Origin of the sequence: Youngimonas ophiurae (nom. illeg.) (assembly GCF_049803795.1) — a bacterium.
Lineage (GTDB): Bacteria > Pseudomonadota > Alphaproteobacteria > Rhodobacterales > Rhodobacteraceae > Thalassobius.
In genome coordinates this window covers 325,021-344,687 of record NZ_JBNAGJ010000001.1, presented here as the reverse complement: position 1 = coordinate 344,687, position 19,667 = coordinate 325,021, and the positions used below count along the sequence as shown (strand labels likewise).

Below are 19,667 nucleotides of genomic sequence, written 5' to 3'. Positions count from 1 at the left end.
CCCGAATTTGAGCAGTTCTACACCAGAGTTTCCAACCGGCGCACTCAATCTATAAGTCCGATGCGTCTACCATTCCGCCACGCCCGCACGAAGCCTTTCTATAGTCCGCGCTGATCCTGAGGCCAAGCCATTTATTCGCCCCCGAACGCAACGCGAGGTTGCGATGCGCCGGATCCCGCCGGGCCGTCAGTCGCGGCTGCGGATCACCTTGGCGAAACGGTCAAAGATGTCCCCATTGGCGACGATGATGTCGCCGTGCTCCAGCGGGTCATGGCCCTCGCGGATGGGGCCCAGCATGCCGCCTGCCTCGGTTACGATCAGCGTGCCGGCGGCGATGTCCCAGATGTTCAGCTCGCGTTCCCAATAGCCATCATAGCGCCCCGCGGCGACATAGGCCAAATCCAGCGCGGCCGAGCCAAACCGGCGCACGCCCGCGCATTCGGGCATGATGCGCGCCAGATCCTGCAAGGTGGCCGGAAGGGTGCGTTTGGCGGCAAAGGGAATGCCGGTGGCAAAGATCGCCTCGATCATCCGGTTGCGACCCGACACACGCAGACGGTTGGAATCGTTCAGCCAGGCGCCCATGCCCTTTTCGGCATAGAACATTTCATCCTTGGCCGCGTCATAGATCACGGCGGAAACGATCTGGCCCTTATGTTCCAGCGCGATCGAGATCGCCCAATGCGGCAGCCCGTGCAGGAAATTGGTGGTGCCGTCCAGCGGGTCCACGATCCAGCGGCGGGTGGGATCCTGGCCCGCGATCTCGCCGCCCTCTTCGCCCAGCCAGCCATAGGTGGGACGCGCGCCCAGCAGCTCCTCTTTGAGGATGTTTTCCGCGGCGATGTCGGCCTTTGAAACGAAATCCCCCGCGCCCTTCATCGAGACCTGCAAATTCTCAACTTCGCGGAAATCCTTGACCAGCGAACGGCCCGCCTTGCGCGCGGCCTTGATCATGATGTTGAGATTTGCACTGCCTTGCATCGGTCGGCTCCTGATTGTCCAAGCCGCGCCTATAGCGCCCACGGCCCTGTTTGCCAAGGGATAAGACGGCAAAACCGCTTTGCCAACCGTCAAGCACGGGGATGCACCCCCTGCCCCCCGAAATTCCGGCCGATTTTCGGTAAATCTTACTGGCGTTGCAGCTTTACCGCCTCGGTCCGGGCCAGCCGGGTGAAATGGGCGAAATAAGGCCGCGTGGCATCGTCCTGTCGCACCGCCGCATAGAGCCTGCGCGTCAGCCCGCCCTTGGTCAGCGGGCGGGTGACGTAATCCGAGTTATACTTGACCTCGCGCACCACCCAATCGGGCATCACCGCCACCCCCCGGTTCGAGGCCACCAGCAGCAGGATCATCGCCGTCAGCTCAACCCGGCGGATATTGGCGGGCTCGACCCCGGCCGGTTTCAGCAGCATTTTGAACACATCCAGCCGCGAGCGATCCACCGGATAGGCAAACAGCGTCTCACCGCGGAAATCCTCGGCCTCTATATAGTCCTTCTGCGCCAGCGGATGCTGGGACGAGGCCACAAAAACGGGCGAATAATCGAACAGGGGCAGGAATTCGACGCCCGGAATATCCTCGGGGTCCGAGGAAATCACCAGGTCCACCTCCTCCTTGGCCAGGGCGGGCAGCGCGTCAAAGGCCAGGTTCGGGCGGATGTCCACATCCACGTCGGGCCAGGCCTTGCGGAATTGTTCCAGCACCGGGAACAGCCATTCGAAACAGGCGTGGCATTCGATGGCGATATGCAGCCGCCCGGCCTTGCCGGTGACGATTCCCTTGAATTCTTCCTCCAGCGCGGCGATCTCGGGCAGGATTTTATCCGCCGCGCGCAGCAGCCGCATCCCCGCCGCCGACAGTTTCAACGGTTTCGAGCGCCGGATGAACAGCTCAACCCCGGTCTGATCCTCCAAGTGTTTGATCTGATGCGACAAAGCCGATTGCGTGATGTTCAACACATCCGCAGCGCGCGCCATGCCCCCGGCCTCGTGGATTGCCTTGATCGTCCGCAAATGGCGGAATTCGATGTGCATATGTGAGCGCGCCTCATGTTGGTGTTTAGTTTTATGAAGTTGTCTCACAAAGCGAAATCTGCGACAAGAGGAACCAACCTAAATATGGATAGACCGATGACCGTGCCTGCGATTTCTTTCGAATTCTTCCCGCCTCAGAACTTGGAGGCGTCGTTCCGCCTGTGGGATACTGTGCAGGTTCTGGCGCCGATGGCCCCGCGTTTCGTGTCCGTGACTTACGGTGCGGGCGGCACCACCCGTGATCTGACCCGCGATGCCGTGGCCACGATCCACAAACACTCGGGCCTGAACGTGGCCGCGCATCTGACCTGCGTGAACGCCACGCGCGCCGAAACTCTGGCGATTGCCGATCAATTCGCCGAGGCCGGCGTGACCGACATCGTGGCCCTGCGGGGCGATCCGCCCAAGGGCACCGGCGCGTTCCAGCCCCATGCCGATGGGTTCGCCAGCTCGGTCGCGCTGATCGAGTCGCTGGCCGAAACCGGCAAATTCAACATCCGCGTAGGCGCCTACCCTGAAAAGCACCCCGAGGCCGCAAGCAGCGCCGCCGATGTGAACTATCTGAAACGCAAATTCGACGCCGGCGCGGATGAGGCCCTGACCCAGTTCTTCTTTGAAGCCGAGACGTTTTTCCGGTTCCGCGATGCCTGTGAAAAGGCCGGGATCGACAAGCCGATCATCCCCGGCATCATGCCGATCGCCAATTGGAAAGGGGCGCGCAACTTTGCCCGCCGCTGCGGTGCCACCGTGCCCGCCTGGATGGACGAGGCCTTTGACAAGGCCGCGCGCGACGGGCGCGAGGATCTGCTGGCCACCGCCCTGGCCACCGAACTGTGCAGCGAGCTGATCGACGGCGGCGTGGACAGCCTGCATTTCTATACGCTGAACCGGCCCGAACTGACGCGCGATGTGTGCCACGCGCTGGGGGTCACCCCCAAAACGACCCTGGAAAACGTCGCGTAACGGGCTCTTGCCTGTCGGGCCGGACCGCGCCACCATTCGCATACGAATGATAAAGGGAGGCGCGGAATGACCGTTCGCAAGGTGGCGCAATCACCTCTGGATTTGCCGACACAGGATGAGATGCTGTCCATGTCGGGGCTGGAGGCCATGCAGAAAATGGCACGCGGGGACATCGCGGGCCCGCCCATCGCACATTTGCTGGGCTATCACCTGTCCGAGGTAAGCGAAGGCCGCGCCGTGTTCACCGGCACCCCCGAATTCGGGTTTACGAACCCGATGGGCACCGTGCACGGAGGCTGGTACGGGACGCTTCTGGACAGTTGCATGGCCTGCGCGGTGATGACCAAAGTCCCCAGGGGCAGCGTTTATACCACGTTGGAATACAAGATAAATATCCTGCGCCCCATTCCTTTGGGCACCGAAATCGAAGCGGTGGGGATCGTGCAGCATGTTGGCCGGTCAACCGGCATCGCGCATGGGGACATTCGCGGGGTAAGCGATGGCAAGCTCTATGCCACCGGCTCTACCACCTGTATTGTGATGAAGCTGCGGTAGGGGGCGCTGCCCCCCGGCCTGCGGCCTTCCCCCCGGAGTATTTCTGTCAAAAAGAAGCCCGATCCGTCTGTCGGCTGTTCTGAACGGGGAGGCTAAACGGGGCGCCACAGGGCCAGGCCGGTTTCGCGGTGCACGGCGGTTTCGTGCAGTCTTTCGCAGGGGGTGCGCCCGACCACGCGGCGGCGGCGTAGCAGGAACATTTTGCCCCAGTCCCGCCATGTTCCGACCGAGGGGGCCTGGGGATCGCAGGGAAAGCGCGCGTGCCAGTCTTTGGGCAAAGGCAGGCCGCAGGTTTCAGCGCGTTCCAGCATCCAGACCAGCGGAATGTTCGACAGCGGGCGGGCGGCATGGAAGCCGCCCAACTGCCCGCCGATATCGCCATGGGCGCCGGGGAACCAGACTTGCTCGACCTGTTTGGTTGCCGGGTCGGGACAATCCCACATCACCGGCTCGAATACTTGTCGGGTTTCGTCCAGCGCGAGGGCATGGAACCCGTGTCTGACCGAGGGCCCCAGCGCATGGCTGTGGAACGCGTGCTGGGGCTCGGACCATTTCCACAGGACCGGCAGGCGCAGGCCCAGAGATTTGACCGTATCCCAGACCCCGATCATCTGGATTTCGACCTTATCGTGACAATATTCGCGCGTGAACACCCGCACCGAGGGGCTGCCCGAGATGGTCTGATAGTGCCGGTAAGCCAGGGTTATCTGCCGCTCGGTCGCGTGTTCGGGGCGCAGCAGGCCGACCTGATCGATCACCCCCGCCAAAGAGCGCACCGCATAGGCCCCGCGTGAATAGCCCATCAGGAAAATCCGGTCTCCGGGGCGATAGCGGCTGGCCAGATAGCCATAGGCGCGGCGGATTTGCCGGTTGATTCCGCGCCCGATCATCACGTCATAGCCGCGCCGCCAGTCGTGAAACTGCAAGCCGGCCTCGTAATAAACAGAGACCTGCGCGCCCATTTCCGACAGCAACCGATAGGTCAGCCCGGCGTTAGTCTCGCGGCCCGGTTCCAGCGTGGACATGGTGCCGTCCAGAATGATCACATGGGTCAGGGGCCCGCGCGTGGTGGGCTGAGGGGCCGAGTGCCTGGCCCTCAGCCCCGGCCAGAGCCTGGCGAATATGCGTTTACCCAGTCGTTTCAGCATCTTGCAGGTATTCCCAAACGCGCATCGGAGTCAGCGGCATATCCACCTGCCGCACGCCGCGATCCCACAGCGCATCCTGCACCGCATTGGTGGCGGCGGCCATGGCGCCGACGGTGCCTGCCTCGCCACAGCCCTTCATGCCCATCGGGTTTGCGGTCGAGGGCACGGGTTCCGTTTCGAACCGGATGAACGGCAGATCGGCGGCGCGCGGCATGGCGTAATCCATGAAGGTCGCGGTCAGAAGCTGGCCGTCTTCGTCATAGACCGTGTGCTCCATCAAGGCCTGACCGATACCCTGAGCGACGCCGCCATGAACCTGCCCCTCGGCCAGCAAGGGATTGATCAGATTGCCAAAATCATCCACGACCGAGTAGCGCAGCAGAGCGACCTGTCCGGTGTCCGGGTCTACCTCGACCTCGGCCACATGAGCGCCATTGGGGAAAGAGCGCGCGGGCAAGGTGGCGGATTGTTCATGCGTCAGCAGATCGGCCCGCCCATCCTGGCGGGCCATCCGGGCCACCTCCAAAATTGTGGGGGTCAGGTTCGATCCGGGCGCGCGGAAGGTTTCATCGTCAAAGCGGACATCCCCCGCCGCGACGCCCATTTTTTCGGCCACATAGGGTGTCAGCGCCTGCACCATCGCGGCCACCGTCGCCAGCGTGGCATTGGCCTGCACCGTCACAGACCGAGACCCCCCGGTGCCGCCGCCCGTCCGGATCCGATCGCTATCGCCCTGCACCACCCTGATCGCATCAAAGGGAATGCCGGTCTGGTCGGACAGGAACTTGGCATAGACCGTTTCATGGCCCTGCCCGTTCGATTGCGTTCCGACATAGATGGTCACGGTGCCGTCCTCATTGAATTCAACCTTCGCCGTTTCCGAAGGATCGCCCAAAATACTTTCGATATAGTAACACAGGCCCAGCCCACGCAGTTTTCCGCGCGCTTCACTTTCGCGTTTGCGGGCGGCAAAGCCCGGCTGATCGGCAAATTCGCTGGCATGATCCAGCACGCGGGCAAAGGCGCCCACATCATAGGTTTCGCCCGTGGCGGATTTGTAGGGGAACTGATGCGGCGCGATAAAGTTGATGCGGTGCAGATCCCAGGTATCCACCCCCAGCTCGCGCGCGGCGCGGTCCATCATGCGCTCCAGCAGATAGTTCGCCTCGGGGCGGCCGGCACCGCGATAGGCATCGGTGTAGACGGTATTCGTATAAATACCCTGCGCGCGAATATAGGTGTCCTGCACGTCGTAAACCCCCATCAACACGCGTGAAAACAGCTGAGTCTGAATGATCTGCCCGAAATTCGAGTTATAGGCCCCGATATTGTTCACCGTGTCCACGCGGTAACCGATGATGCGGTAATCGGCGTCAAAGGCCAGCGCGGCGGTGCTGATCAGATCGCGCCCGTGGTGATCGGACAGCATCGCCTCGGTCCGGTCGGACATCCAGCGCACGGGGCGGCCCAGTGTCATCGCGGCATGGGCCACGGCATAATATTCCGGATAGGGCGGCGCCTTCATACCAAACCCGCCGCCCACATCGGGCATCGTCACGCGCACATTTTCAGGATCCAGATTCAGCACCTTGGCCATCTGCGCCTTGGGGGCCCAGACACCCTGCCCGTTATAGCACATATGCAGCCGCGCCCCGTCCCATTCGGCATAGCAGCCCCGCGGCTCCAGCGCGTTCACGATGACCCGGTTGTCATCCACCTGCATCCGCACCACATGCGCTGCGCGATCAAAGGCGGCCTGGCAGGCGGCCTCGTCCCCCAGGGCCCAGTCATAGGCGATATTGTCGGGCACATCGTCATGCACGGCCGGGCCGCCCGGCGCGCGATCCATCTTGGCAGGGAGTTCGTCATAGTCCAGCTCGATCAGTTCGGCGGCATCCTTGGCCTGCGCCAGGGTGTCGGCCAGGATCATCGCCACCGGCTCGCCGACATAGCGCAGCTTGCCCTGCGCCAGGATGGGCCGGTAGGGGCTGGCCCCTTTTGAGCCGTCCCGGTTCTTCACGGTGACGCCAAACAGGCTGCGTGTGATGCCTGCGGCCTGCAAGTCCTCGGCGGTCAGCACCAGATGCACGCCCTCGGCCTGGGCGGCTTCGGTCACGTCCAGCGTTGTGATCACCCCATGTGCCACGGGCGAGCGAAAGACATAGGCATAAAGCGCATCCTCGGGCGCTACATCATCCACATAGCGCCCCTGCCCGGTCAGAAACCGCAGATCCTCGACCCGTGTGACCGGCTGACTTTTCCCGAACTTCTCCATCCGCTCGCCCCTCTGTTTCCCTAAGGTCGAGCTTAGCGGGACAATGCGCCCTGTCCAGAGCCCCCCGCTATAATGACGCAACGGTGACGGGATCCCCCACACCATAGCCATTGAACCGGGTCGAGATAGACAGCGAATAGGCCCCCATCCCCGAGAACAGCACATAATCGCCCTCTTGCACCTCGGCCGGGAAGGCCACCGGATCGGGCAGCCGGTCCAGGCTGTCACAGGTCGGGCCGAACACCACGCGTCTGATCATCGCGCCCCCGCGCGGCTGGCCCTGCGGGTCGAACACATGCACCCGGTCACTGGCGCTGATGTCGCGCATTTCCGACAATGCGCCGTAAATCCCGTCATTCAGAAACACCGCCCCGTTGGGCCGCAGAGCCTTGATCCGCGTGGCCAGCGTAAAGGCCTCGGCCACCATGGCGCGGCCGGGCTCGCATACCAGTTCCGGCATCGTGGAAAAAGACGCCCGCGTCACCTGCCCGATCCGGTCAAAGACACGTTCCAAATCCGGGGCCTCGCCCAATCGGTGCGCGGCAAACCCGCCCCCCACGTTCAGCCGCTTCAACGCCACCCCGGCGCGCGCGGCCACATCTGCCGCCACGCGGATATAGCTGACCCAGGCCTCAGGGTCCGAGCATTGCGTCCCCGGATGGAAGGTCATCGCCGGGCTGTGCCCACGCGCGGCCACCTCGCGCAGCAGATCCACCGCCGCCTCGGGCCCGACGCCGAATTTTTCGCCGAAATCGTAAACAGCCCCCGCCACCGGAAGCGCCAGCCGCACCGACACTTCGATCGGCCCCAGCGGGGCCAGCTTCTCCAGCTCGCTCAGGCTGTCCACCGAGGCCGAGCACACCCCAAACCGCACCGCCTGCGCCACCTCGTCAGGGGTGCGCACCGGATTGTTGTAATGCAAAGCCGCCTGCGGGTTGGCCTGCCGCGCCGCCTCCATTTCTGCGGGCGAGGCCACATCGAACCCCTCGATCCCCGCTGCGGCCAGATTGACCAGCACCTCGGGGCGGGCGTTGGCCTTAACCGCATAGGTCACCATCCCCGGAAAACCCTGCAAAAACCGCGCGGCCTGACGCTGCAACACCATCGGACTGAAATACATCACCGCATGATCCGGCCTTTGCCGCCGCAAATGAGTCAAAGGATCCAACCAATAGGGTTCCGCGCGCATAAATGTAGCCTCCACATGCTGTTTCCCCCAGCCTGACCCAGTTTTCAGTCGATCCGAAGCGGCACACCGCCTATACTGACGAAAAATTCCGTCACATTGCAGGGAAAACCATGCCAATCGACGAAACAGACCGCGCCCTTCTGACCCTTCTGGCTGAAAACGCCCGAATGCCCGTCGCCACCTTGGCGCGCCGCCTGGGCCTGGCGCGTACCACGGTGCAGGCCCGCCTGGACAAGCTGGAAACCAACGGCACCATCGCCGGCTACACGCTGAAACTGGGTGCCGCCCACCGCCCCAGCCTGCGCGCCACCGTCCTGCTCAGCATCGAGGCCGCCGCCAGCCCGAAAATCCTCGCCCGGCTCAGATCCCAGCCCCAGGTGGACACCGTGCACACTGCCTCGGGCCGCTTCGATCTGGTCGTCACCCTCAGCGCCGACACCACCGAGGAACTGGACACCGTTCTGGATCGCATCTGCGAAACCTCGGGCGTGCGCAGCTCTGAAAGCCTGATCCACCTGACCACCAAACTCGACCGTCGCCTCTAACTCATGCCCCCGCAATTGAGTATTTTTATCAGAAAGAAGCCGCATTCCGTCATCTTCCCACCCCGCGCATCCGAAAATCACAAACTGCGCGTTTCTTTCTGATGCAAATACTCACAGCGCCCCGGTCCCGCACAGACAAACCGATGACAAGCGCGCCAAACCCGAGGACGCGGCCGCAGGCCAAGGACGAGACATCCTGCGCGCGCACCAGCGCGCTCAATCGGATCAAGCCGCTTTCCCTTCGCCCGGCAATTCGCTAGACGGGTGCGCAACTGATGATATGACGCGAGATCTGGATCATGGCGATGGAAAAGACCTTCAACGCGGCCGAAGCTGAAAACCGCCTGTACGAGGCATGGGAAAAGGCTGGCTGCTTCACTGCGGGCGCGAATGCAAAGCGCGCGGAAACTTTCTGCATCATGATCCCGCCGCCCAACGTGACGGGCGCTTTGCACGTGGGCCACGCCTTTAACAACACGCTACAGGACATTCTGGTGCGCTGGCACCGGATGCGCGGGTTCGATACGCTCTGGCAGCCCGGTCAGGACCACGCGGGCATCGCCACCCAGTTGCAGGTCGAAAAGATGCTGGCCGCCCAGGGCAACGCCGGCCGCCGCGAACTGGGCCGCGAAAAATTCCTGGAAAAGGTCTGGGAATGGAAGGGCCAGTACGGCGACACGATCATCAATCAGCTCAAGCGTCTGGGCAGCAGCTGCGACTGGTCGCGCAACGCCTTTACCATGTCCGGCGCCCCCGGTGCGCCCGAGTCCGATCAGAACGGCAATTTCCACGATGCCGTGATCAAGGTCTTCGTGGAGATGTACAACAAGGGCCTGATCTATCGCGGCAAGCGTCTGGTCAACTGGGATCCGCATTTCGAAACCGCCATTTCCGATCTGGAGGTCGAAAACATCGAGACCCCCGGCCACATGTGGCATTTCAAATACCCGCTGGCGGACGGGCAGACCTATGAATACATCGAGAAGGACGAAGACGGCAACGTCACCCTGCGCGAAACCCGCGATTATATCTCGATCGCCACCACGCGCCCGGAAACCATGCTGGGCGATGGCGCCGTGGCCGTGCACCCCTCGGACGAACGCTATGCGCCCATCGTGGGCAAGCTGTGTGAAATCCCCGTCGGCCCCAAGGAACACCGCCGCCTGATCCCGATCATCACCGATGAATACCCCGATCCCGATTTCGGCTCGGGCGCGGTGAAAATCACCGGCGCGCATGATTTCAACGACTACCAGGTGGCCAAGCGCGGCGGCATTCCGATGTACCGCCTGATGGACACGCGCGGCCACATGCGCGCGGACGGCAGCGATTACGCCACCTGCGCCACCCGCGCGCAGCAAATCGCGGATGGCGCGGATTTCGCTGAAATGGAAGTGGACGCGCTGAACCTGGTGCCCGAGGAATTCCGCGGGCTGGACCGCTTCGAGGCCCGCAAGCTGGTGGTCAGCCAGATCACCGACGAAGGTCTGGCCGTCATGACGACCGAGACCCGCAAGGATGACGAGGGCAACGAGGTCGAAGTCGTTGTTCCCTATGTGGAAAACAAGCCGATCATGCAGCCCTTCGGCGACCGCTCCAAAGTGGTGATCGAGCCGATGCTGACCGACCAGTGGTTCGTGGAAACCTCGAAAATCGTGGAGCCCGCGCTGGAGGCCGTGCGCACCGGCAAGACCAAGATCATCCCTGAATCGGGCGAGAAGACCTATTACCACTGGCTGGAAAACATCGAGCCCTGGTGCATCTCGCGCCAGCTGTGGTGGGGGCATCAGATCCCGGTTTGGTACACGTGGATACCCTCCGACTGGGAAGCGGCGAAGCGTCATTCCGAGTGGGTTAGAACTGTACTTGAAAACGCTACAGATGAGCCTCAAGAAGTCGAACAGCCTGAAGATTGCATCTTTGAACTTGTGCAAATATCGGAATGCGCACCGACGGAAGAAAAAGCCCTAGAGCAATTTCGAAGCCGCCTTCCTGACTACGTGGATATTTCTATTCAGAATCAATCTGGTACTATGATGCGTCCATACATGGGGGACCATCAGGGGGGCTCGAGCGGATTATTTGACGCTCAAGGTCGTTTCACAGCTTTTTGCGTGCGCGACCCCGATGTGCTGGACACCTGGTTCTCCTCGGGTCTGTGGCCCATCGGCACGCTGGGCTGGCCCGAACAGACGGACGAGCTGGAGAAATACTTCCCCACCGACGTTCTGATCACCGGCTTTGACATCCTGTTCTTCTGGGTCGCCCGGATGATGATGATGCAGCTGGCCGTGGTCGATGAAATTCCCTTCCATACCGTCTACCTGCACCAGCTGGTGCGCGACGAGAAGGGCAAGAAGATGTCGAAAACCACCGGCAACGTCATCGACCCGCTGGAGATCATCGACGAATACGGCGCGGATGCGCTGCGGTTCACCAATGCCTCGATGGCGGCAATTGGCGGCGTGCTGAAACTGTCCGAGGACCGGATCAAGGGCTATCGCAACTTCGGCACCAAGATCTGGAACGCCACGCGCTTTGCGGAAATGAATGGCGTCTATGCCAATGGCGCGCCGTCCTCGGACATCCCAGCGGCCACTGCCACGGTGAACAAATGGATCATCGGCGAGGTCGCCCGCACCCGCGAAGTGGTGGACGAGGCGCTGGCTGCCTACCGTTTCAATGACGCGGCCAACGCGCTGTATGCCTTCGTCTGGGGCAAGGTCTGCGACTGGTACGTGGAATTTTCCAAACCACTGCTGCTGGATGGCTCGGACGCGGAAAAAGCCGAAACCGGCGCCGTGATGGGCTGGGTTCTGGATCAATGCCTGATCCTGCTGCACCCGATCATGCCGTTTATCACCGAAGAGCTGTGGGGCAATACCGGCGAGCGCGCGAAAATGCTGGTCCATGCCGATTGGCCCGAATACACCGGCGCCGATCTGATCGACACGGGCGCGGACAGCGAAATGAACTGGGTGATCACGCTGATCGAAGAAGTCCGCTCGGCCCGCGCGCAGATGCATGTGCCGGCGGGGCTGTATGTGCCGATGCTGGTGAGCGGGCTGAACGAGGCCGGCAAAGCCGCCTGGGCCAATAACGAAGTGCTGATCAAGCGCCTGGCCCGGATCGACAGCCTGACCGAGGCGGCCGATTTCCCCAAGGGCACCGCAACGATCCCCGTCGAGGGCGGCACTTTCGGGATGCCGCTGGCCGATATCATCGACGTGGACGAGGAAAAAGCGCGCCTGACCAAGGGGTTGACAAAACTGGGTAAGGAGCTGGGCGGCCTGCGTGGACGTCTGAAAAACCCCAAATTTGTCGAAAGCGCCCCGGAGGAGGTCGTGGCTGAAACCCGCGGCAACCTGGCGCTGAAAGAGGCCGAGGAAGAGAAGCTGAAACTGGCCCTGGCCCGTCTGGAAGAGCTGGGCTGATCATAGATCAGCCTCGCCTGCGGCGGGCGGGGGGGGCCGGCCTGCGGCCGGCCCGGCATCACATGACGCGAGGAGGTCGTTCAGTTTCGCTCAGCGGAATTTGGGCGCGCGGTTTTGCATGTTGGCCATGATGACCTCGACCTGATCGGGCTTGCCGATCAAATCGGCCTGGGCGCGGCTTTCTTCGGCCAGAACAGCAACGTCATCCGCACCGCTTTCGGCAAAGGCGATCAGGCGCTTGGCGGCGCGCAGCCCTGACGGGCTCTGGCGCGTCATCCGATCGGCCAGAGCCATCGCGGAGGCCAGCGGATCGTCGGCCAATTCGGTGACCAGCCCCATTTGCGCGGCCTCTTTGGCACCGATCTGATCCGCCGTGTAGATCAGTTTGCGCATCACATCCGAGCGCAGCAGGCGCGGCAGCAGAACCATGCCGCCCATATCCGGCACGATACCCCATTTCATCTCCATCACCGACAGGCGCGTTTCGGGATGCGCGATGCGGATATCGGCGCCCAAGGCCAGTTGCAGACCGCCCCCATAGGCCACCCCATGCAGCGCGGCAATCACCGGCACGGGCACCTGCCGCCAGACCATGCTGACCTGTTGGAACAGGTTACAATCGCCATGGGTGCGCGGCATCAGCAGTTCGACCGGGTCGGCCCCGGCAAATTTTGTAAAGTTTGACGTATCCAGCCCCGCGCAGAACCCCGGCCCCTCGCCGGACAAGACCACCGCGCGCACATCCGAGCTGCCTCGCAGGCTTTCGCCAGCGGCGACGATGGCCTCCATCATGTCAGTGTCCAGAGCGTTCATCTTATCACCACGCGTCAGCGTGACACGGGCGATGTGGTTCTCGGTTTCAATGGATACGCGGGCCATGGTGTCTCCTCCGGTTTTGCGGTCAGTATCGGGCAAAGCTCGCTGAAATCTACCGAAACGTGGGGGCAGTTTGACGGCCGGCTATGGCTTGCCTCGGGGTGGGGCTTGCGATTATCTGGGCCCATGACCGGACCACGCTACACCCCGCTTTGCGACTCTTTGCCCGCCACCGTGCCCTTTGTCGGCCCCGAAGCGCAGGAGCGCGCCAATGGGCGGCCGTTTCAGGCCCGCCTGGGCGCGAATGAGAACGTCTTTGGCCCCTCGCCCCGTGCGATTGCCGCCATGTCGGACGCCGCAGCAGAGCAGTGGATGTATGGCGATCCCGAATCCTATGATCTGCGGCAGGCCCTGGCCGCGCAGCACGGCATCCGGCCCGAAAACATCGTCGTGGGCGAGGGAATCGACGGGCTGCTGGGCTATCTGGTGCGGCTGCTGGTGGCGCAGGGCGATTCTGTTGTGACCTCAGAGGGGGCCTATCCCACGTTCAACTATCACGTCGCGGGGTTTGGCGGCGTGCTGCACAAGGTGCCGTATCGCGGCGACCACGAAGACCCCGCCGCCCTGTTCGCCAAAGCCGCAGAGGTTAACGCGAAAATCGTTTACCTGGCGAATCCGGACAATCCGATGGGCACCTGGCACACGGGGGCCGATATTGTGGCCGCGATGGCCGAGCTGCCCGAGGATACGCTGTTCATTCTGGACGAGGCCTATGTGGAATTCGCCCCGAAAGACACCGCCGCGCAGGTGGAGATCGAAGACCCTCGACTGATCAGAATGCGTACGTTCTCAAAGGCTTATGGGATGGCTGGCGCGCGTGTCGGCTATGCCCTGGGGGCGCAGCCGCTGATCACCGCCTTCAATAAGATCCGCAATCATTTTGGCATGAACCGCGCGGCGCAGATCGGGGCGCTGGCCGCTTTGGCCGATCAGCAATATCTACAGCAGACCGTTCAGAATGTGGAACAGGCGCGGGCCCGGATTAACCAAATCGCCACCGCAAACGGCCTGACCACCCTGCCCTCGGCCACCAATTTCGTGGCGGTGGATTGCGGCCAGGACGGGGATTTCGCCCGCAAAGTGCTGGCCGAACTGGTGAAACGCGGGGTCTTTGTGCGGATGCCCTTTGTTGCGCCGCAAGATCGCTGCATCCGCGTCAGTGCCGGCCGCCCCGAAGATCTGAACCTGCTGGAGGTGACGCTTCCGCAGGCACTGACGGCGGCGCGGGCGCTCTGATCACAGGGTTTTCATAGGTCGTTTACCCGATCCGCGCTATGATCCTGTGCAAAGAGGCCCTCATGCGCGAAGCACCCAACTACACCAACGCCGCCCTGATCATGGGGCTTGTGAACCTGCTATGGATTTTCGGCCTGGTCTGGAGCCTTTGGGGACTGCCGGTCGTGCTACTGCTGGCGGCAGGCCTGAACGCGCTGATCGACCGGGCCGGACGCGGGGCCTAGCGGGCCGCGATGACCCTGGCCGCGGCCTCCAGCGCGCCGGGGCCATGCGGGATCTCCAGCGCGGCAAACCCGGCCTGAATCGTGCCCAGCAACCCCATCACCATCTGCGCATTCAGATGCCCCATATGGCCGATCCGGAAGAAGCCGTCGCCCTTGGGATCGCCCGGCTCGTCCATGCCCAGACCGATGCCCAGGGTCAGGCCGGCCTCGTGTTCTGTCCAGCGGCGCAGAGCCGTCCCGTTCGGCGCGCCTAAACGCAGAGCCGTCACCGCATGGCTGCGCTGCGCGGGATCGGCGACGTTCAGCGTCAGCGGGCCGCCCGCCCCCCAGGCCTCGGCTGCGGCCCAGATCGCGCGGGCCAGCGTGGCGTGACGGGCCCAGACATTTTCCAAGCCTTCGTCCTGTAGCATCTGCAACGCAATGCGCAGACCATACAGGTGATGCGTTGGCGCAGTGCCGCCGAAATAGTGATAGAACATCTCGGGCTGATAGCGCGGCACCCAATCCCAATAGCGACTGACACGCGCCATCCCCGCACGCGCTTGGGCGGCACGCTCGTTGAAAAACACAAAGCTGATCCCCGGAGGCACCATCAGCCCCTTTTGCGACGCTGCAACCATCACATCGACGCCCCAGCCATCCATTTCGAACGGATCGCACCCCAGTGAGGCAATGCAATCGGCCATCAACAGGGCCGGATGCCCCGCCGCGTCCAGCGCCGCGCGCAGCCCGGCAATGTCATTGCGCACCGAGCTGGACGTATCCACATGCGTGGCCAGAACCGCCTTGATCCGATGGGCGGTATCGGCGCGCAGGGCGTCCTCGATCCGGGTCAGATCAAAAGGAGCGTTGCGGCCGAAATCCAGAATCTCTGTCTCGATCCCTAGCCCCTGCGCCATGTCGGCCCAGCCATGACCGAACCGGCCCGTTGCGGGCACCAGCACCCGATCGCCGGGGGCCAGCACATTGGACAGCGCGGCCTCCCATGCGCCATGCCCATTGGCGATATAGATGGCCACATGATGATCCGTCCGGGCCACATGTTTCAGCCCCTGAATCAGCGTGCCCATCATATCGACCAGCTCGCCCTCATAGATATTGGGCGCGGCGCGGTGCATCTCGCGCAGTACCGCGTCGGGCATGACGGAAGGGCCGGGAATGGCCAGATAGGAACGACCGTTGGACAGGTTCATAAGGCAGGCTCCGTTACACGAGAGGCCGAGAGTATCCCCCCCGCGCCCGCCGTCAATGCCGCAATTCTACGGGCCCCGGCCCGCGCGTCACTCTGCGGCCTCCAGCGCTGCATTCAGCTGCGCCTCGATGGCGGCGATCTGGGGTTCGCCCCCGTCGGGCATCGCGCCGCGCACGGAATTGAGATCGCTGATATAGCCTCGGATCTGCTCGCGGATCGACGCCAGATTGCCATCGGGGATCACGCCCGCCGCCCGCATCTGCGCCTCGGTCGCGGGCTGTTTTTCCGGCAAAGTGTTGATGTCGGCCACACGGTATCCGGCGGTAAAAGTCTGCCCGCGCGAAAACCACGCACGGTAATTCGGCACCACCACCAGCCCCTGCGGCTGCGGCCCCAGACCCGCCGCATAAAGCCGCTGCAAACAGACATAGTTTTCCGCCACCCGGCGCGTCACGGGTTTTGTCAGTGCGGCGCGCCAGACCTCTACAGGTGTCTTGCTGGGCTTGTTCAGATAGCCGGCCAGGATGGCCTCGCGTTTTGGGGATTTGTAATAGATGCAATGCACCTGCCCGCCAACCGAATGCAGCAGTTTCAGCCGCTCTGCGGGCACATAGATGGCCCAGGCGCCCCAATACAGCTTGCGCCAGCGCCGTCCGATCGTGCCACGGAAAAACCGCAGCCGGACACGAGGAATGACATCTATCTGGATCTCTGCCATTTCCGGCCTCTTTACTTTGCGCAATGCCCTGCACATATGGCGTGCCTGCGCGGGTGTCAAAGCCCCGGCGCTTTTGCCTGCGCTTGCCAGTCCGACGCCCAAACACTACAAGACCCGACGAAACAGCCACAGGATGCGCATGAAACCGCTGGCCAAATTCAAGCAATGGGAACGCAGCCTGCGGCTGAAAACGGATTACGACATCTCCGATCCGGCCCAACGCGCCCGCGCGATGCGCGACTATCACTGGCTGGATCATGCGATCCTGCGCTATAACTGGCACAATTTTTTCCAGATCGCGCCGGGGGTGTATCGGTCAAACCAGCCGGTCCATGCGCGGTTTGTCAAATATGCGCAAATGGGCATCAAAACCGTGATCAACCTGCGCGGCGAGGCAACCCACGCCCGCTACCTGTTCGAGCGCGAAAGCTGCGACGCCCTGGGCCTGAAACTGGTCAGCGTTCCGTTGAAGGCACGCAAAGCCCCCCCGGTGCAAAGCCTGCTGGATCTGATCGCGGTCTTTCGCGCCGCCGATAAACCCTTGATGATGCACTGCAAATCCGGGGCAGACCGCGCCGGGCTGGCCGCAACCATCTATCTGCTGGTGATCGAGGGCCAACCCGTGGCGCAGGCCCGCCGGATGCTGTCACCCCGCTATATCCACTTCAAATGGACGAAAACCGGCGTGCTGGATCATTTTCTGGACAGCTATGCTGCGGCCAATGCCGTCCAGCCGATTGACTTTGAAACCTGGGTCGCCACGCAATACGATCCGGTGCAGATTCAAGCGGAATTCGACGCCCACAGAAAGGGCCGCGCATGAGCAACCCGAACGATTCCTCGGTTCACCTGCTGGGCTGGCTGTGGCGCAAGTATCTGCATAAACACCTGTGGCTGTTGCTGGCCGCGCTGGGGTTCATGGCTTTGGAAGGGTCGATGCTGGGCGCGCTCAGCTGGATGATGGGCCCGATGTTCGATCAGGTGTTCGTTGCCGGGGATCACGGCGCGATCTGGTGGGTCGGCGGGGCGATTCTGACGATTTTCATCGTCCGTGCGCTGGCCTCGGTGGGGCAAAAGGTGCTGCTGGCGTTGATCTCGCAACGCTCGGCCGCCGATATGCGCACCGAACTGCTGGACCACATGATGGAGCAGGACAGCGCCTTTCACCAAACCCACCCGCCCGGTTTCCTGATCCAACGCGTGCAAGCGGATGTCGAGGCCGTGGGCCAGGTCTGGAACGCGATCATCACCGGCGCCGGGCGCGATCTGGTGTCGCTGATCATCCTGATGGGCGTGGCCCTGTCAGTGGATTGGCAATGGACGCTGGTCGCCTGTATCGGCACGCCGATCATGGTGCTGCCCTCGGCCATCGTGCAGAAATTCGTCCGCCGCCGCGCCCGCGAGGCCCGCGATTCCGGTGCCAAACTGGCCACCCGCCTGGACGAGGTGTTCCACGGCATCATCCCCGTGAAACTCAATCGGCTGGAGGGGTATCAATCCAAACGCTACCGCGACCTGACCGGCGATCTGGTCCGGGCTGAGGTGAAGGCCAAACTGGGCGCTGCCTCGATCCCCGGTCTGATCGACATCATGGCCGGGCTGGGCTTTCTGGGGGTGCTGGTGTTTGGTGGGGCCGAGATCATCGCGGGTGAAAAAACCATCGGCGAATTCATGTCCTTCTTCACCGCCATCGGCTTTGCGTTTGAACCGCTGCGCCGTCTGGGCTCGGTCACTGGGATCTGGCAAAACGCCGCCGCCGCGATCGAGCGCATCAAGGAATTGCTGGACACGCAGCCCAGCCTGACCAGCCCTGCCCTGCCCAAACCCGCCCCCAAGGGCACGCCGGAAATTCGGCTGGAAAACGTCCACCTGTCCTACGGTGACACCAAGGTTCTGAACGGCGCGACCCTGCTGGCCCCGGCGGGCAAGACCACCGCGCTGGTGGGGGCCTCGGGCGCGGGGAAATCCACTGTTTTCAACCTGCTGACCCGGCTGGTGGACCCGCAGATGGGCAAGGTGCTGATCGGCGGCACCCAGGCGCGCGATCTGTCTCTGCCGGACCTGCGCGGGCTGTTTTCCGTGGTCTCGCAGGACGCCGCGCTGTTTGACGAAACCCTGCGCGAAAACATCCTGCTGGGCCGTACGGATGTGACCGAGGACCAGCTGGCAAAGGTGCTGACGGCCGCCCATGTGCAGGACTTCCTGCCCAAACTGGCGAGCGGGCTGGACACGCCCGTGGGCCCGCGCGGTTCGGCCCTGTCGGGGGGGCAGCGCCAGCGCGTCGCCATCGCCCGCGCCCTGCTGCGCAACACCCCCGTGCTGCTGCTGGACGAGGCCACCTCGGCCCTCGATGCCCAATCCGAACAGGTCGTCCAAGAGGCGCTGGATCAACTGGCGCGCGGCCGCACCACGCTGGTCATCGCCCACCGTCTGAGCACCGTGCGCAACGCCGACAAGATCGTCGTGATGGACAAGGGCCGCGTGGTGGACGAAGGCACCCATGACGACTTGCTGGCGCGCGGCGGCATCTATGCCGACCTGCACGCCCTGCAATTCAAGACCGACGGCCCGACCGCCGATAGTCTTGCTCAAGCCGCGCAGGATCAGCGCCGCAAAGGTAACGGCAAAGCAGCCAGAGGTTCCGGCGACCCCGGCGAAACCAGCCTTCTGTCTCGTATCTCTCGGCGCTTGTTCGGGCGGTGACGGGCAGCGCGCGCAATTGCCCGCGCAAGGCCCGCACCAGGGCCACGTCCTCCATCAGGGGGATGTCCGGCACGCCGCCTGCGGCCTCCAGCACTGCGCGCGGCACCACCAGCCCCTGATCGCCATAGGGCAGGCCAAACCAGCGCGCCCGCCGATTGGCCCAGCCGGCCACCCATGTTGCGGCCAGTCCCTGCGCGCGGAATCCCAGCCGGAAATACCCTGCCCCGCCCGTCTGCATATGCGCGATCACGGCCTCGGACCAGCCGGGCTCCAGCACCGTATCGGCGTGCAACAGCATCACCCAGTCGCCCTGCGCCGCCGCCACCCCGCACCGCAACTGCCCCCCGCGCGAGGCCGGGCCGCGCAGCACAATCGCGCCCACTTCCTCGGCGATGCGCACCGTCGCATCCCCCGATCCCCCGTCCGACACCACCAATTCACGGATCAGCCCGGCCTCCAGCCCCTCCATCAGGGCGGCCAGACAGGCGGGCAACGCCTTTTCCGCGTTCAAGGCCGGTATCACCACGCTAAGTGCTGCGCGCATTTTCGCATCCCCTGTTGTCCTCGCGTTCCCAG

16 protein-coding genes and 1 pseudogene are annotated in these 19,667 nt (G+C 63.2%); 8 read left to right on the top strand and 9 right to left on the bottom strand.

The features are described 5' to 3' along the window. Positions 1-186 precede the first annotated feature (186 nt). Positions 187-981, bottom strand: coding sequence for an inositol monophosphatase family protein (locus tag ACP15O_RS01805; RefSeq protein ID WP_425094318.1), 795 nt, complete (start codon positions 979-981; stop codon positions 187-189). 146 nt (positions 982-1,127) lie between these two features. After that, positions 1,128-2,033 (bottom strand): LysR family transcriptional regulator, encoded by a 906-nt coding sequence (locus tag ACP15O_RS01800; RefSeq protein ID WP_425094317.1) that lies wholly within the window; start codon positions 2,031-2,033, stop codon positions 1,128-1,130. Positions 2,034-2,129: 96 nt separating this feature from the next. Between ACP15O_RS01800 and metF the strand changes: the two genes are divergently transcribed. Together metF and ACP15O_RS01790 are read left to right on the top strand one after the other, a co-directional pair. Further along, positions 2,130-2,996, top strand: a complete 867-nt coding sequence (gene metF / locus ACP15O_RS01795; RefSeq protein ID WP_425094838.1) for a methylenetetrahydrofolate reductase [NAD(P)H] — start codon at positions 2,130-2,132, stop codon at positions 2,994-2,996. 66 nt (positions 2,997-3,062) lie between these two features. Beyond that, positions 3,063-3,551, top strand: a complete 489-nt coding sequence (locus ACP15O_RS01790; RefSeq protein ID WP_425094316.1) for a PaaI family thioesterase — start codon at positions 3,063-3,065, stop codon at positions 3,549-3,551. Between the two features lie 92 nt (positions 3,552-3,643). On the opposite strand, the gene ACP15O_RS01785 is transcribed toward ACP15O_RS01790, so the two are convergent. The 3 genes from ACP15O_RS01785 to ACP15O_RS01775 form a co-directional block, all read right to left on the bottom strand. Continuing rightward, positions 3,644-4,699 carry a DUF2235 domain-containing protein gene (locus ACP15O_RS01785; RefSeq protein ID WP_425094315.1) on the bottom strand — a complete coding sequence of 352 codons (1,056 nt, stop codon included), beginning with the start codon at positions 4,697-4,699 and terminating at the stop codon, positions 3,644-3,646. Continuing rightward, positions 4,680-6,974 carry a xanthine dehydrogenase family protein molybdopterin-binding subunit gene (locus ACP15O_RS01780; RefSeq protein WP_425094314.1) on the bottom strand — a complete coding sequence of 765 codons (2,295 nt, stop codon included), beginning with the start codon at positions 6,972-6,974 and terminating at the stop codon, positions 4,680-4,682. Before ACP15O_RS01780 ends, ACP15O_RS01785 begins: the two co-directional genes overlap by 20 nt. Positions 6,975-7,041: 67 nt before the next feature. Further along, positions 7,042-8,094, bottom strand: coding sequence for an alanine racemase (locus ACP15O_RS01775; RefSeq protein WP_425094313.1), 1,053 nt, complete (start codon positions 8,092-8,094; stop codon positions 7,042-7,044). Positions 8,095-8,273: 179 nt separating this feature from the next. On the opposite strand from ACP15O_RS01775, the gene ACP15O_RS01770 reads away from it, so the two are divergent. Further along, a complete protein-coding gene (locus ACP15O_RS01770; RefSeq protein WP_425094312.1) occupies positions 8,274-8,708 on the top strand; it encodes an Lrp/AsnC family transcriptional regulator in 435 nt (144 codons plus the stop codon). Between the two features lie 299 nt (positions 8,709-9,007). Further along, complete coding sequence (locus ACP15O_RS01765) at positions 9,008-12,142, top strand: valine--tRNA ligase (RefSeq protein ID WP_425094311.1); 3,135 nt, start codon at positions 9,008-9,010, stop codon at positions 12,140-12,142. Between the two features lie 90 nt (positions 12,143-12,232). Here ACP15O_RS01765 and ACP15O_RS01760 read toward each other — a convergent pair whose 3' ends face one another. Next, complete coding sequence (locus tag ACP15O_RS01760) at positions 12,233-13,021, bottom strand: crotonase/enoyl-CoA hydratase family protein (protein ID WP_425094310.1); 789 nt, start codon at positions 13,019-13,021, stop codon at positions 12,233-12,235. A gap of 123 nt (positions 13,022-13,144) precedes the next feature. Between ACP15O_RS01760 and ACP15O_RS01755 the strand changes: the two genes are divergently transcribed. Both ACP15O_RS01755 and ACP15O_RS01750 read left to right on the top strand, forming a co-directional pair. Further along, positions 13,145-14,254 carry a pyridoxal phosphate-dependent aminotransferase gene (locus ACP15O_RS01755; protein ID WP_425094309.1) on the top strand — a complete coding sequence of 370 codons (1,110 nt, stop codon included), beginning with the start codon at positions 13,145-13,147 and terminating at the stop codon, positions 14,252-14,254. A gap of 62 nt (positions 14,255-14,316) precedes the next feature. Further along, positions 14,317-14,478, top strand: coding sequence for a hypothetical protein (locus ACP15O_RS01750; protein WP_425094308.1), 162 nt, complete (start codon positions 14,317-14,319; stop codon positions 14,476-14,478). Here ACP15O_RS01750 and ACP15O_RS01745 read toward each other — a convergent pair. Both ACP15O_RS01745 and ACP15O_RS01740 read right to left on the bottom strand, forming a co-directional pair. Further along, complete coding sequence (locus ACP15O_RS01745) at positions 14,475-15,671, bottom strand: pyridoxal-phosphate-dependent aminotransferase family protein (RefSeq protein ID WP_425094307.1); 1,197 nt, start codon at positions 15,669-15,671, stop codon at positions 14,475-14,477. The genes ACP15O_RS01750 and ACP15O_RS01745 overlap by 4 nt on opposite strands. 87 nt (positions 15,672-15,758) lie before the next feature. After that, entirely contained in the window at positions 15,759-16,388 is a 630-nt protein-coding gene (locus tag ACP15O_RS01740; protein ID WP_425094306.1) for a hypothetical protein, read from the bottom strand. Positions 16,389-16,527: 139 nt separating this feature from the next. Between ACP15O_RS01740 and ACP15O_RS01735 the strand changes: the two genes are divergently transcribed. Then, entirely contained in the window at positions 16,528-17,211 is a 684-nt protein-coding gene (locus tag ACP15O_RS01735; RefSeq protein WP_425094305.1) for a phosphatase domain-containing putative toxin, read from the top strand. Beyond that, on the top strand, positions 17,208-19,091 hold the full coding sequence (locus tag ACP15O_RS01730) for an ABC transporter ATP-binding protein (protein ID WP_425094304.1): 1,884 nt from the start codon (positions 17,208-17,210) through the stop codon (positions 19,089-19,091). Before ACP15O_RS01735 ends, ACP15O_RS01730 begins: the two co-directional genes overlap by 4 nt. Here the strand turns inward: ACP15O_RS01730 and ACP15O_RS01725 are convergent. Beyond that, a pseudogene (locus ACP15O_RS01725) lies at positions 19,027-19,635 on the bottom strand (glycosyltransferase); the annotation flags it as partial. The gene ACP15O_RS01730 and the pseudogene ACP15O_RS01725 overlap by 65 nt on opposite strands. Between the last annotated feature and the right edge of the window lie 32 nt (positions 19,636-19,667).

Bases quoted from the DNA above. Each gene is read 5' to 3' on its own strand.
- ACP15O_RS01805 (WP_425094318.1), bottom strand. From the start codon at position 981: ATGCAAGGCAGTGCAAATCTCAACATCATGATCAAGGCCGCGCGCAAG.
- ACP15O_RS01800 (WP_425094317.1), bottom strand. From the start codon at position 2,033: ATGCACATCGAATTCCGCCATTTGCGGACGATCAAGGCAATCCACGAG.
- metF (WP_425094838.1), top strand. From the start codon at position 2,130: ATGACCGTGCCTGCGATTTCTTTCGAATTCTTCCCGCCTCAGAACTTG.
- ACP15O_RS01790 (WP_425094316.1), top strand. From the start codon at position 3,063: ATGACCGTTCGCAAGGTGGCGCAATCACCTCTGGATTTGCCGACACAG.
- ACP15O_RS01785 (WP_425094315.1), bottom strand. From the start codon at position 4,699: ATGCTGAAACGACTGGGTAAACGCATATTCGCCAGGCTCTGGCCGGGG.
- ACP15O_RS01780 (WP_425094314.1), bottom strand. From the start codon at position 6,974: ATGGAGAAGTTCGGGAAAAGTCAGCCGGTCACACGGGTCGAGGATCTG.
- ACP15O_RS01775 (WP_425094313.1), bottom strand. From the start codon at position 8,094: ATGTATTTCAGTCCGATGGTGTTGCAGCGTCAGGCCGCGCGGTTTTTG.
- ACP15O_RS01770 (WP_425094312.1), top strand. From the start codon at position 8,274: ATGCCAATCGACGAAACAGACCGCGCCCTTCTGACCCTTCTGGCTGAA.
- ACP15O_RS01765 (WP_425094311.1), top strand. From the start codon at position 9,008: ATGGCGATGGAAAAGACCTTCAACGCGGCCGAAGCTGAAAACCGCCTG.
- ACP15O_RS01760 (WP_425094310.1), bottom strand. From the start codon at position 13,021: ATGGCCCGCGTATCCATTGAAACCGAGAACCACATCGCCCGTGTCACG.
- ACP15O_RS01755 (WP_425094309.1), top strand. From the start codon at position 13,145: ATGACCGGACCACGCTACACCCCGCTTTGCGACTCTTTGCCCGCCACC.
- ACP15O_RS01750 (WP_425094308.1), top strand. From the start codon at position 14,317: ATGCGCGAAGCACCCAACTACACCAACGCCGCCCTGATCATGGGGCTT.
- ACP15O_RS01745 (WP_425094307.1), bottom strand. From the start codon at position 15,671: ATGAACCTGTCCAACGGTCGTTCCTATCTGGCCATTCCCGGCCCTTCC.
- ACP15O_RS01740 (WP_425094306.1), bottom strand. From the start codon at position 16,388: ATGGCAGAGATCCAGATAGATGTCATTCCTCGTGTCCGGCTGCGGTTT.
- ACP15O_RS01735 (WP_425094305.1), top strand. From the start codon at position 16,528: ATGAAACCGCTGGCCAAATTCAAGCAATGGGAACGCAGCCTGCGGCTG.
- ACP15O_RS01730 (WP_425094304.1), top strand. From the start codon at position 17,208: ATGAGCAACCCGAACGATTCCTCGGTTCACCTGCTGGGCTGGCTGTGG.